This is a genomic window from Fulvivirga lutea (genome assembly GCF_017068455.1).
Taxonomy (GTDB): Bacteria; Bacteroidota; Bacteroidia; order Cytophagales; family Cyclobacteriaceae; genus Fulvivirga; species Fulvivirga lutea.
The window spans coordinates 2,882,916-2,896,091 of sequence record NZ_CP070608.1; the positions used below are offsets into that span (position 1 = coordinate 2,882,916).

The 13,176-nt window shown below is 34.8% G+C and carries 11 protein-coding genes; 9 read left to right on the forward strand and 2 right to left on the reverse strand.

Annotated features, from left to right (window positions below; translation table 11 throughout):
* The first annotated feature begins 13 nt into the window (after nt 1-13).
* On the forward strand, nt 14-517 hold the full coding sequence (locus JR347_RS12920; RefSeq protein ID WP_205721013.1) for a hypothetical protein: 504 nt from the start codon (nt 14-16) through the stop codon (nt 515-517).
* Here JR347_RS12920 and JR347_RS12925 read toward each other — a convergent pair.
* Nucleotides 514-699 carry a hypothetical protein gene (locus JR347_RS12925; protein WP_205721014.1) on the reverse strand — a complete coding sequence of 62 codons (186 nt, stop codon included), beginning with the start codon at nt 697-699 and terminating at the stop codon, nt 514-516. The genes JR347_RS12920 and JR347_RS12925 overlap by 4 nt on opposite strands.
* A 30-nt stretch (nt 700-729) precedes the next feature.
* Here JR347_RS12925 and JR347_RS12930 point away from each other — a divergent pair, with 30 nt between their 5' ends.
* The 8 genes from JR347_RS12930 (at nt 730) to JR347_RS12965 (ending at nt 6,619) form a co-directional block, all read left to right on the forward strand.
* Nucleotides 730-1,662 (forward strand): DUF2797 domain-containing protein, encoded by a 933-nt coding sequence (locus JR347_RS12930; protein ID WP_205721015.1) that lies wholly within the window; start codon nt 730-732, stop codon nt 1,660-1,662.
* Nucleotides 1,663-1,784: 122 nt separating this feature from the next.
* Nucleotides 1,785-2,339 (forward strand): hypothetical protein, encoded by a 555-nt coding sequence (locus JR347_RS12935; RefSeq protein ID WP_205721016.1) that lies wholly within the window; start codon nt 1,785-1,787, stop codon nt 2,337-2,339.
* 116 nt (nt 2,340-2,455) lie between these two features.
* Complete coding sequence (locus JR347_RS12940; protein ID WP_205721017.1) at nt 2,456-2,893, forward strand: NUDIX domain-containing protein; 438 nt, start codon at nt 2,456-2,458, stop codon at nt 2,891-2,893.
* A gap of 305 nt (nt 2,894-3,198) precedes the next feature.
* Entirely contained in the window at nt 3,199-3,555 is a 357-nt protein-coding gene (locus tag JR347_RS12945; protein ID WP_205721018.1) for a hypothetical protein, read from the forward strand.
* Nucleotides 3,555-4,562 (forward strand): type II TA system antitoxin MqsA family protein, encoded by a 1,008-nt coding sequence (locus JR347_RS12950; RefSeq protein ID WP_205721019.1) that lies wholly within the window; start codon nt 3,555-3,557, stop codon nt 4,560-4,562. The genes JR347_RS12945 and JR347_RS12950 overlap by 1 nt, the downstream gene beginning before the upstream one ends.
* 264 nt (nt 4,563-4,826) lie before the next feature.
* On the forward strand, nt 4,827-5,087 hold the full coding sequence (locus tag JR347_RS12955) for a multiubiquitin domain-containing protein (RefSeq protein WP_205721020.1): 261 nt from the start codon (nt 4,827-4,829) through the stop codon (nt 5,085-5,087).
* On the forward strand, nt 5,062-6,228 hold the full coding sequence (locus JR347_RS12960) for a ThiF family adenylyltransferase (protein WP_205721021.1): 1,167 nt from the start codon (nt 5,062-5,064) through the stop codon (nt 6,226-6,228). The genes JR347_RS12955 and JR347_RS12960 overlap by 26 nt, the downstream gene beginning before the upstream one ends.
* 25 nt (nt 6,229-6,253) lie before the next feature.
* On the forward strand, nt 6,254-6,619 hold the full coding sequence (locus JR347_RS12965) for a DUF6527 family protein (RefSeq protein WP_205721022.1): 366 nt from the start codon (nt 6,254-6,256) through the stop codon (nt 6,617-6,619).
* A 652-nt stretch (nt 6,620-7,271) separates the two neighbouring features.
* On the opposite strand, the gene JR347_RS12970 is transcribed toward JR347_RS12965, so the two are convergent.
* A complete protein-coding gene (locus JR347_RS12970) occupies nt 7,272-13,070 on the reverse strand; it encodes a carboxypeptidase-like regulatory domain-containing protein (protein WP_205721023.1) in 5,799 nt (1,932 codons plus the stop codon).
* Between the last annotated feature and the right edge of the window lie 106 nt (nt 13,071-13,176).

Sequence of the window (13,176 nt, forward strand, 5' to 3'; positions counted from 1 at the left end):
CATTAATAATTTAATGTCAGACATGTCAAGCTTTAGAATTAGGCCTCGATTTAAACATCAAATTCCCTTAAAAAAGGAGGCGCTGGAAAAACGCATCATCGAACAACTGAAAGAACATAAGCAGTTTAGCTCGCATTATTTGCCTGGACATATTTATATCAAATTTAATACGGCATTACAGCATTTCTGGTCGCCACAGCTGCACCTTAGTTTTGATGAAGAAGAGGGTAAAACCATTGTGAGAGGGCTATATGGGCCTAACCCAACCGTTTGGGCGATATTCTTTTTTAGCTATCTAATACTTGGCCTGGTAGCCTGTTTTGTAAGTATTTGGGGGTTTAGCGTATGGAGTTTGGGCAAGGGAGCCGAAATACTGTGGGCGTTACCTGTGATAGGCATCATCGCACTTATCATGTATGTGGCTAGTCAATTCGGGCAAAAGATGGCTGCACAACAGATGTTCGATATTCATCATTTTTATGAAAACATCACCAAAGACAAAGTTGAAATCAGCTAGTCTTCCGATATGGAAATGATGTGCTGTAGCTTCTCAATTTTGGCCTGCTTGTCGGTAAGCAATTTTCGTTGCTTATCCATAGGGCCGCCTTTTAGTTTGTTAAGCTCTAACGAAAGCTTGTACATCATTTCTTCTAATGCCTCCAGCATCAGGGGCTTGTAGCTCGAATCGATTTGTAGCATGGGTTGATCTATTTTGTTTGAGGGTTAGGTTTGACTGTTAATTTAGAAGATACACCTTTCAAAGGCAATGGCATACCTTTAATTGACAATAAAAAAGAGATATTCAACTATTTTGATTCGCTGGCAGCCAAACATTTAATAGTTTTACCTTCTCTCATTAAAAACGAAAGAATGTACAAAGGTGTGTTAACCAAAATGCGGACTGAATTTGGTTCGCCTATAAACTATTATTTGAATCTTGGCGATGAGTCCATCCATATGAATGACCTATTAGGCCGGCCATTGCAAATGAACTATGCAGGGCAACAATGCCTTAATTGTGGTAAGGACAGAAAGATCTACCGTATGGGACATTGTTATAATTGCTTTTACGAATTGCCACAAACAGCCGATTGGGTGATCAGACCGGAGCTCTCGAAAGCACACCTTGACATTGAGGATAGAGACCTAGCCTATGAAAAAGAAGTGCAATTACAGCCCCATATTGTGTATTTGGCACTTTCCAGCAACATAAAGGTTGGTGTAACGCGTAAAACTCAGGTGCCCACACGATGGATCGACCAGGGAGCCACTTCAGCACTGGAAATTGTAGAAGCACCCAACAGGTATTTAGCCGGTGTAGCTGAAGTAGCCTTAAAGGAGTTTGTAGCCGATAAAACCAACTGGCGACAGATGCTAAAGAATGAAGTGGCAGAAGAAGATCTATTCGAGTTTCGTGATAAGCTATCCCAACATATACCGGAAGAAGTACAACCCTATTTTTTATCGGAGAATACAGACAAATGGTTATTGGATTTCCCGGTACACAAATATCCTGTGAAAATAAAGAGCCTGAACCTGGCCAAAACCCCCGAGTTTCGTGATACACTCGTAGGCATCAAGGGCCAATACCTCATTTTTGAGAACGAAACCGTATTTAATGTACGTGGTAATGAAGGCCTGGTATTGGAACTCACTACGTAACCGGTAGATCAGCTCACGATAAGTTACTCCAACTTAATAAATTGGGAGTAATGCAACATCCTAAAAATCAACTGTAAATGATGTAAGCAATAGTTTTAGGCCTTTACTAAAGGATTATAACTATGCTACAAAAACAATTATTGCTGTGCGCATTTATGTTGGTTGCTACGGCTACATCCGCACAAAAACAAACCTTGTCAGAGGGTTTACGCCCATTAGCCTTTACACTGGGAAATTGGGAATTTACATGGCACCATCTCGACCCTCAAACCAGAAAATATGTAGATGACGGCAAGGCGTACTCATCGGTAACGCTCATACATAACGGACTTACCTATGCCGATGAATTTTACAAGAAAAATAAGGACGGCAGCGAAATACGCGGCACAACGTTTAGAGGATACGATCCTGCAAGTAAAAAATTGAAACTCATGTGGCTGGTTGCAGGAAATTTGTCCTATTCCACGGCCTCAGGCTCAAAAGAAGGGGACAACATTGTATTGTATTTCGATGAAGAGCAAAACGACCAATACGGCAACTACCGGGTGCGAATTACCTTTTACAACATTACTTCCAATAGCTATGAATGGAAACAAGATTTTATTTATAAAGATGGTACCGTTGTAGAGAAAACCATGTTCTATGAAGCAAAGCGAATAGACTCATGGAAGCAATAGGAGCGGCTTGCTTGTTTTAGACGTTGCTATGGTGAGTTAATTGTGTGTGGCTCTGTCTTGATCATTTATTTGTGTATTTTTTATACAACTAATGAATTGATTACAAATTGAGCGACATGGCAACGCAAAACATAAAACTCACAGTAGATGCCGTTATTTTCGGTTATCACTCCGGGCAAGGCATTTCTGTATTGTTAGTAGAAAGAAAGTACGAGCCTTTTGCGAAAAGGTGGGCTATACCAGGTGGCTTTGTAAAAGACACTGAACCCCTTGAAGAGGCCGCCAGCAGGGAACTACAGGAAGAAACAGGCATTAAAGTTAAAGACTTGGAACAGGTGTACGCGTTTGGTGAACCAAACAGAGACCCACGCCAAAGAACAGTATCCGTAGCCTATTTTGGATTGGTTCGTGCCGATGACCATCCACTAAAAGCAGCCACTGATGCCAAACAAGCTAAATGGTTTGATATCAACGATTTACCGGAACTAGCTTTTGATCATCATGCTATTCTGGATAAAGCCTTAAAGAAGTTAAAAGCTTCTGATTTGCTTTGATGGTGAGGGGTGATTAAGGTGGGTTGTGTTAATTGGCTTGGTGTTGTGAGTAGTATTCTTGTCCTACCATTGGCGGAAATAGTTTGAGCCAAAGCCCTTTTCTTTCCTTTTAAAACTTCCCTTATTTCTTGGTTGTAAAAGAGCACTCTTTTGGCATTTATGGAACAGGAGGGACGGTGAGAGGGGAATGGCAAATGTGTGCTTAACTTTAAAGTGAATTATTTTTATTTTATTGGAACTATTTTAAACTTTATAGTTGTTATAGGTGTATATAATTTATAATTTTGCACTGTAATGTCGAATAAATGGCTACAAAATCGGAGGTTGAGCAATTTTTAAAGGAATTCAAAGAAAAATTGAAATTGACTAAAGTCTATTTTAGAGATGATAGAGGAAAGAATGCTCAAACTTTGGCCGATTTAGAAATTAGACCAATTGATAGAGAGAAAACACTATTAGAATTAGAATTTGAGGATTATGCTGAAGGTCCACTTGAAGATACACTCTATAATAAAAGTGACATGTGGGTATTTGGTAAAGAAATAAAAGACAAAGAGATATATATTAAAATTTCTATTGGTTTTGGTGAAGGAGGTGTAATATGTATTTCATTCCATATAGCTGAAAGACCAATGAACTATCCATTTAAAGGACAACAATAATGAAAAGCCCAATTACAGGAAAAGAAATGTTACTGAAATTCGAGTTGAGAAAGCTTGAATTTAGAAAGGAGTCATTTACTGTGGCTTATCACTTTTATTTATGTGAGGAAAGTGAAGAGCAATTCACAACAACTGAATTAGATGAATTGAATATGATTCAATTATACAATCAGTATAGAGAGAAACACAATTTGCCATTTCCCAATGAAATAAAAGAAATCAGGGAGAAATATGGATTGCCTGCCACTAAGATGTCAGAAATTTTAGGCTTTGGAATCAACAGCTATAGAAATTATGAAGGCGGAGAAGTTCCAAGCTTGGCAAATGCAAGATTGATTCAGTTGGCAAGTGATCCCGCGAAATTCAGAGATTTAGTAGATCTTTCTGAAACTATTGAATCTGATTATAGAACGAAACTTCTTGAAAAAATTGATTTACTAGTAGAAGACCAAGAAGAAAATTTATTTTCATTTGAATTTCAAGACTACCTATTAGGAGAACATATTTCAGATCAATTTTCAGGTTATAAAAAACCAAGCTTAGATAAATTGACAGAAATGGTTATATATTTTAGCCAAAAGCTGGAGCCATGGAAAACTCAGTTAAATAAACTTCTTTTTTATGCTGATTTTTTAACCTTCAAAAAAACATGCTTTTCAATGAGTGGAGCTAGATATCGCGCCATTAATATGGGGCCAGTACCAAACAATTACAACAGTATTTTTGAATACATGGCAAACAAAAATTTTATTGACATATGGATTACTGAATTTCCAAGTGGTGCCGTTGGAGAGCAGTTTAAGACAAATAAGAATAGAAAGTTCAATTCAAAAGTATTCAGTGAAATTGAATTAGAAGTTTTAAATACTGTTGCCACAAAATTCCAAAGCATGGGAACAAGTGATATCATTGAAATAAGTCATAAAGAAAAGGCCTGGAAGGCCAATGAAAAAGAAAGAAAAATAATTAGTTATAAAGATTATGGATTTGAATTAAAGGAATTATAAATGATCAGCTGATAAAACATAAAAAAACCCAATTTCTCTGGTGACGCAGATAATTGGGTTCTAATAAGGTGTAAAGTTTTGCCGACTTCATTGAGACTTATCATCTCAATACATCACCTTTATTCTGTGCTCCAAATTATGCATAAATCTCCATTTCTGCAAAATTGAGCCCAGAACAGCCATTCGTCTGGGTTTGATGAGGTTTCCTTCCATCAATCTTAAAAAGCTTGAAGGATTATTAAGTAGAATTAATAATTAGTTGAAATGGAAAATTTAAAGAAAGTAAAAAAGGATGTGACAATCATTGTCAACGGAACTCCTCATGAAGTAGAAAAATCGGAAATTAGTTATGATCAGGTAGTTACACTAGCATTTCCTGATTTCCCTCAACATCCCGAAAGGACATATTCGGTTACTTACGAGAGAGGGCAGGGGAATAAGCCTGAGGGTATATTATCTCCAGGAGGTAAAGTTAATGTTAAACAAGGAATGATATTTTATGTTAAGCATACTGGCCAATCATAATGATGATATAAAGTTATTGATAGACAAGGGATATGCCTTGTCTATTGATAACAATTATCTAGTAATTAGAGACATTCCTTATTTAGACAATAATAAAGATCTACAGTGGGGTGCAATTGTTTCTAAACTAGTTTTTGTTGATAAAAACAAGGTGAAAATTGAAGATCATCAAATATTCTTTTGTGGATATCATCCTTGTGAGTTAGATGGAAGCAAAATTAAAAATCTGGGCGGTGGAGTAGTAAAATTAGAATTGAGCTCCGATGATCTTTCCGTACAGAGATCATTCTCAAATAAACCTCCAAATGGATTCAAGAACTGGTATGATAAAATAGAGAATTATGTTACGATAATTTCAGGTCCTGCTATTCATTTGTATGATGCGAACCCACTTACTTTTAGAGTGATTGAGGAGAAGAATGATTCAGTATTTAAGTTTAGCGATACATTAACAAGTCGAGCAGAAATAGGAGACCTTACTAACAATTTTAAGAATGATAAAATAGCAATTATTGGACTTGGTGGTACTGGCTCTTATTTGTTAGACTTTCTTGTTAAAACACCTGTAAAACAAATAAGGGCTTATGATGGCGATTGGTATCATGTTCATAATTCATATCGTTCGCCTGGAAGATTGTTCGCAAAGGAACTAGGCAAGAAAAAAGCAGATATTTATAAAAATAGGTACAGGAATTTCAGAAAGGGGATAAAGGTCATACCTGATTATATCCTTTCAGGGTCTGAATCAAAACTAAAAGGAATTACATTTGCTTTTGTTTGCGTTGATAAAGGAGCCTCAAGATCTGAAATATTTGACCTATTAGTCAAAATGAAAATTCCATTCATTGATGTTGGAATGGGACTCGATAGAACACAAAACACAATTGGAGGTTCTGTAAGAACAACATACTGTTCAGAAGATTCTGTAAAGAAAGTACTAAAGAATAAACACGTTCCATTAAGTGACATACCTGATGATATTTATAAAAGTAATATCCAAATAGCTGAATTGAATGCTCTGAGTGCCTGTTTGGCTATTATTAAGTTTAAACAATTGCGGGGGTTTTATAATGACAATAGTAATTTTTACCATATGTTATTCAATATTGATAGTGTTAAGAACCATGGAATCAATCAGTAGCCTCCAGCTAAAAAAGGTCAAATTTTTGCCTTCAAATCTTGAACCTGGCATATTATATTTATCTAATGAGTATAATGTGGCAGGCCATTTATGTGCTTGTGGTTGTGGAAATAAGGTTATAACACCACTTGGATCAACCGAATGGACTTATTTCGAAAAGGAAGGTAAACCTTCTTTAAAACCATCTATAGGGAATTGGCAATTACAATGTCGATCTCATTATTGGATAAGGAATGGTAATATTTTTTGGTCTGGGCAATGGACTGATGAAGAGATTAAAGAAGGTTGGAAGAATGAAGAACTAAGGCGACAACAATATTTTGCTAAACGAAATAGGAATCAAACAAAGAAATCAATTCTAAGAAGAATTATAGATTGGCTATTTAATTAAAATCTATATTAAAGAATTACATTATGTTAAATAGAATCTCCTAAAAACACTTAGGAGGGCTGCAAGGCAAAATAGCGGGGTGTGTGTAGGCCTGTGGGCTGCAGCATTATTTTGCCTAGACCTTTTGAATACTTTTGGGGCGATGCCAAAAGTATTTGCCTAGCGGCATGAGCGTAAAGCGAACACAATTCAAAACATTCAAACCTGTGAGCCATTATACACTTAGCAATTATTGCTTTTAACAAAGCGTTGGCTAGCAAGTGTTTTACAGGCAAATTCCTAATCGCTGAGAATCGCGTATTTGAAATCAAACCGTACAATTCCTTGAATATTAAAATTATCAGCGCTGAGCTTTGCCTGGAAATCTCTTGCATAAGCGTAGGCTCATCAGGCATCAGCCTGACAGCGGGTGGGTAAAACTATTAATAGCTGTTTGGACAGGGCAAGCCGTGCGGATGATATAGCGCGCTGGCCGAGCGGCTATTTAATATAACGACTAATTATGTAACAATTGTCGTGAACTTCAAACTGTACATCAAGGAGCGCAGCACGTGTGATTGAAACGGTGACTTAAAAATCCAAGTAAACTGACATTTTGGTGAATAATAAAACAAAGTAATCAAGTTTGGTGACTTAAAAATCAAAGTGAAATTTAGTTTATGATCACTCTTTCTATTTTATTATTTCCATTAAACGCTGGGAAATACATTGATTCTACCTTAACAGGATTCATAGTGTATGTTCCTTTATAACGTGGCATAAGTTTAATTTCATATTGGTGTTTACCAGGTTTCAATGTTCTTACGTAGATATTGGTTTTTTCTTTATAATACTCTCTATGCGTCTCATTAAAGTGTTTCGAATATTTGTTTGAGTAGCTAAATCCGGCAGGAATTGGCACTTCGATCATAAGAAAATCAACTTCATTTTTAATATTTAGGTCTACAATAAGTGACACTTCTTCACCACTTTTAATAACATAATCTTTACCATCAAAGTAACTACTCACTTTGATATTCCTATCATTAATTGCAGGGTTCTGAATCCATTTTTTTTGATAAGCAGAAATATACACCGGCAAGTTACTAGATGTACTTAGACTTAATAAACTATCATTTTTGATAGTTCTTTCAATTTCTAGATCATCCACTCTTTTCCCATTAACTACTAGTGATGGTGAGCTGTTTTCACCAACTATTGATTCAGTTATTTTGGATAATGTTTCAATTACTTGCGCTGATTCATAAGTATTCTTCCACTTACCTAAAGAACGCTTTTCGAATAAGTAATTTATTGCCCCATTTCTTAAATCAGAAAGGGTGTCGATGTTAGATAAAAGTTTAATCATTCGGACGGTATTCACAAATCCATTATTATATACTTTGGAGTTATTATCATCCCAATATATGTTTCCAAGATAGGTTTCCTTGTGTCTATTGATAAGCGTATCCAACTTTAAATCAAGTTGTAAATCTTTCTTTAGTTGGTAGTAACTAATTTGATCATGGAGGCCTAAGGAATCTATGTTGAACCTATTCAGATGACTTTCATAGTCAATATTTTCACCTAATAAATAGAGTGTGTTTAGGGCCCATAATTTATCAGTTGGCTCATAATCTTCAAGATTCCATTTAATCTTGGAAGTGATCGCCTCTGATTTATAACTCACGGAATAACCGTTTTGCTTAGCTATAATTAAAGCTGAAAGTACATGTTTTGTAATCCAGTCTTCTGATTGAGAATTACCCCACCAACCCCACATGCCACTTTCATTTTGGTTTGATTCTAGTTTTTTGATTAGCTTTTTTACTTCTCGTTCTTTTTTAAACGATTGTACATTAGCCTCAGTGATTTTCTTTAGATAGAGTAATCCCTTCAACTTAGAGGCCATTTGTTCATTACAATCGTAGATATAACTACTTAGTGACACTGCTTCTTCCTGAATTATATCGGAAGTGCTTTTTAAAAATTTCAGTTTCACATCACCTAAGTTATTATCAAAAGTTAAATGATAGGTGCTGTCTTTTTTGATTTGAAAGAAATAACCTTTTGCCAATTCAGATCCTTTTTTCTTTATCTCAATAGCACGTGCCTCACCATCAAAGTAATTCCCATTTAGGCTTTTCATTTTAAAAGTAACCATCAAGGAATCATTGGTGTCACTTGTTAATCTTATTGAATCGATCAAAGATCTTTGAAGTTTAGATGTATGAGTTTTAACATTTGATCCATTCACTAAAAAGTCATAATTGACTCCTAAGGTATCCATTGTATAGTTAGTGATCTTACCGATGGCCATGGTTGTATCACCTTCTACGATAAAATCAGGAAGGCTTAAAAGAGTTGAAACCGATTTGACTGATTTGACTGAACCTTCATATTTACCTGAAAACCTTTTGTTTCCCATACCGAGAATAATGGTTTTCCAATTTGTGATATCATCTGGATAAGTTACTTCGAATGTGGCTTTACCGTCCTGATCAGTTAATAAATCTGGTTTCCAATAGGCATAATCTGAAAAATTTGACCGAATTGAATTGGCTTGACTGACCGAAGTTGCATTAATATCCTGCTCTGGTGCATTAATTCCTTTAGATCCTGGAGCTTTTGTCTTTATTAAAATCACACCATTGGACGCTCTTGAACCATATAATGCAACGCCATCTTCTGAGGATAGTGTCTCAATTGATTGAATTGAATTTGGGTCTAAATCGGATTGCTTACCAGAGTAAGGCACTCCATCGATAATAATTAAAGCCTTTGAGTTTCCTACAATGGAGGTGTTTCCACGTATTATAATATTATCAGACGCACCCGCAGCTACTCCAGGAGCTTTGCCTTGTAAGGCAGTTACACTATAACCTAGAGCCTTAGACTCTCTTCTAACACCCACAGCTGTAACAACTACCTCGGATAATTGCTGAACATCCGGTGACATTTGAACGTCAATAAATCTTCTATTACCGACTTCTATTTCCTCGGTAGCTAACCCTATAAAACTAAATACTAACTCACTTCCTTTTGGTGCATAAAGTGTATAGTACCCATCTATATCAGTAACAGTACCAATTCTTGTGCCTTTAACTACTACATTTACCCCTGGAAGCCCACTGCCATCCTCCATTGAAGTGATTCTTCCCGATAACTTATTATCGAATGAACTATACCTGTTTGGTTGATTATTTACAAGCTCTTTTATAACTCTAATATTCTTATCTAATTCGCCTTTTATATAATTTGTTTGACCAACATTCTTTTTTAGAATGGATGAAATGGAGTCAATCATCGAATCGAAAGGAAGTATATTTGCATCGCTAATATTTATAAACAATGTACCATTTTCCTTAATCTCATGAACTTCTTGTTCAAAATACTTATCGTCTTCCAAAAGGTATAATAGAGAATAGGAGCCAGGGGGTAGATCTTCGATATTTTTCACAGATGGATTATAGACCCGTAATTGGTTAGGATCTGTTACACCCTTTAATATTACTCGATCAGTAAATAAAGAGAGAAATCTAACAGAATCTGATAACTGAATATTTAATCTGCCATGTCCATTTTGAGTTTCTTGTGGAGTTTCATATTTATCACTTTTTCTTTCAGACTCAATTAAATATTCCTGCCATGAAGATTTTATATCAGCCTCTGAAAGAGCCAATTCTTCAAAATTTCGATAGTTCCAATGAATCTGATTTAGCCATCTATCAAAATAATTAGATCTAATTTCTTTAAGTTTAATTAAGTCATTTGAGAAAAGATATTCATTACCTGGCTCAACGATAAAGCCTGAGCTGAAATCATTTAATACAGTTAATTTGGCACTATCACTTCTCCAAGGGCCTGACAGTAGTGGATTGTTTCTACGATAATAAGAAGGTTGGTTTTTAGAAATTAATTCAACCCTTTCATATTGCTTTAAATATGCAAATTGGTTTTTGAAGTTATCATTAATTAAGATGAAGTAATTAGCCAAAGTATTTTGTTCATTCTGACTTAATCGCCTTTCTTTTGATTCAATTTTAACTGTTGGTGAATCCTTGTCCATAAGACTAAATATGGTCTTAAACCCCTCCTTAAATGAGATATTGCCAAAGGATATCTCTTTATCAGCTAACCTCAATTTGATATCATGTTCAACGTTTGGAGAGATGTGAAATGAATAGTTTGCATTTAAAGCAGAACTAAAATAAACAGGATACTCGTCTACATAAATGATATATATTTTTTGAATATTTCCTTTCTCATCGACTACAAAAGGGGCAAACTCTGTAGTTCCTGTTGTTATTGGAAATGAATAAGTATAGATACTATCTGGATAGAGAAAGTGATAGTAGGCAATGCTATCAAGTCCTAACTCTTTATATAGATTAGAGTAATCCAAATATCTATTTTCCGAAAGCCTATTCCCAAAAGTTTCTCTAAAGGAGTTAAACATACTTCTACCAGAATAGATTTTCCCCATGTAGGGTACTTCAGGCGTTGAGCCATGTTTATTCATGCTCTTTTTGTAAGAATATGCTGTTAAATCAATATTAGGTACCGGTTCTCCATTCTGGTCTTTTACTAGTATATCTATTGAAACACTTGAACCTGGGTTAATAACAAGTGGCTCATTGCTTAAGATGTTCAAATTCTTATCGTAATAGGGAGCCTCCATTTGATTCTCCTCAACATTACCACCCCAAAGGTATTGGTATGAAATAAAGTAAGGTTTTTTGGTAGTAGTTGAGATTCTAAGTTCTTTAGATTTATCTTCCAATAAACCACTTAATACCTCTTTTTTACCAGCAAATATTGTATACCAAAATGGAAGACTCCTTTCATTGTTCAATTTAATAAATAACGAATCATTTGTCCTATTCCAGTTAATATGCACACCATCATCCTCATTATAAATTGGAAATGAGTAGATGCCTTCACTAGTTTCAATATGATAGGACGATGCAATCGGCAATATCTTTTCAGAATAAGGTAATATGATCGATTTGGTTAGTATATCATTAGCCCCAGACCTTACAATGAGTTTAGCATTTTGACTATAGCTTTGGTTATCCTTTATGTATTTGAAATTTATGGAATCATTTTTCAACTCAAACTTCACTTCGGATGATTTGCTCTTATATTCCAAGTCCAACTCTTTGATCGACCATTCATTGTCGCTTGTAAAAAATTTAGCATTAACCTTGTATCCAATATTTGCGGCTGGAAAAATGGAGTCTGGCAAAGTAAAATAAGTGTCTCCTAAAGGATCTAATTTGAACTTATGCGTGAATAGCGTATCGTTAACAAAAACTTGATTTTGCTCGAATGAATTCAATCTGTTAAAAGTTATAATTAATTCAACTCTCGCATCAGGTAAATTCAAATCATTATCATCCTTGGCAGTTAGAATAAGCTCTAACGGCTCACTACTAAAATGACTTTTATGTTTACTTTTTAAATTGAAATAAGCTGTATTCAATTCGTAGTCCTCATAATCGAATCCTTCTGAAATTACGGTATGATATTTCTTTTTTTCAAGATTGATATATTGATACCTATCTAGATCAAAGTCTAATGTATCATGAAGAACAAATTCATGAATATATACGCCCCTACGAGTTGGCTTAATCTTGCCAAGATTTTTAAATTTATTAGCATAATTACCTACTGTAAGAGTTAAAGGTTTATTAAAACCGTTGTAGTTTTTTTTGATAATGTAAGCTTTAAATTTGACGGTATCTCCTGGTTTATACTTAGGCTTATTCAAAGCAATATAACCACCATACTTTTGCTCAGAATTATCTGAATTAAACCAACTCACTATTGTGCCAATAAATCCGGTTGGATATCCCCATCTAACAGACCTATAAATATCAACAAATGGCTTCCACAAATACTTTATTGGACTTTTATATTTGATTTTCCGATAGATTCTTGCAGCTAGTTTATTGTTTCTTGATCTACCAATTGGTAAGAATGTAGTATGTCCATTATAATTAGCTTTTAATAGCCCATCTAAATTACTTTTATGTTGATAGTAAGTATTTCTACTCTGATTGTACTTAATATTTTTATTATCTACATGTAAAGAAGCATTGTCAATATTTTCACCGAATTCATCAAGCAAAACCACTTGAAAATCTTGCTCATTATTTATGATTCTTATTTCCAAATTATCAACTGACCTGTAGTCAATATTTAATTGGTTACCTAAGGCAACAACATACAGATAATGTCCTACTTCACGTGCTTTATTTTTAACACTGTCAGTATGAACTGAATCAACCAGGGAATGAAAAAAAATATCACCAACAACTGATATTGACTTTTTGTGAATGGCTTCAGCTTCTTCATTGGTTATTTGATAGATATATGTAAATGGACTTGACCTTCTTCCATTTATAAGATCTTGAGCATGTGCTTTGAAGCAAATAATTAATAAAATGAATGTGAAAAATATCCTCATAAATTACTGGTAAATATATTAATCCAAATTAGGGTAGAAGATTTATGAACTACTCCCGTTATATAGGGGATTTTAGAAATTCTTTTGAAGTGATTTGCGAGTTCTC

Coding starts and splice junctions, on each gene's coding strand:
- JR347_RS12950 (WP_205721019.1), top strand. CDS start 3,555: ATGAAAAGCCCAATTACAGGAAAAGAAATGTTACTGAAATTCGAGTTG.
- JR347_RS12960 (WP_205721021.1), top strand. CDS start 5,062: ATGTTAAGCATACTGGCCAATCATAATGATGATATAAAGTTATTGATA.
- JR347_RS12935 (WP_205721016.1), top strand. CDS start 1,785: ATGCTACAAAAACAATTATTGCTGTGCGCATTTATGTTGGTTGCTACG.
- JR347_RS12940 (WP_205721017.1), top strand. CDS start 2,456: ATGGCAACGCAAAACATAAAACTCACAGTAGATGCCGTTATTTTCGGT.
- JR347_RS12955 (WP_205721020.1), top strand. CDS start 4,827: ATGGAAAATTTAAAGAAAGTAAAAAAGGATGTGACAATCATTGTCAAC.
- JR347_RS12970 (WP_205721023.1), bottom strand. CDS start 13,070: ATGAGGATATTTTTCACATTCATTTTATTAATTATTTGCTTCAAAGCA.
- JR347_RS12920 (WP_205721013.1), top strand. CDS start 14: ATGTCAGACATGTCAAGCTTTAGAATTAGGCCTCGATTTAAACATCAA.
- JR347_RS12945 (WP_205721018.1), top strand. CDS start 3,199: ATGGCTACAAAATCGGAGGTTGAGCAATTTTTAAAGGAATTCAAAGAA.
- JR347_RS12925 (WP_205721014.1), bottom strand. CDS start 699: ATGCTACAAATCGATTCGAGCTACAAGCCCCTGATGCTGGAGGCATTA.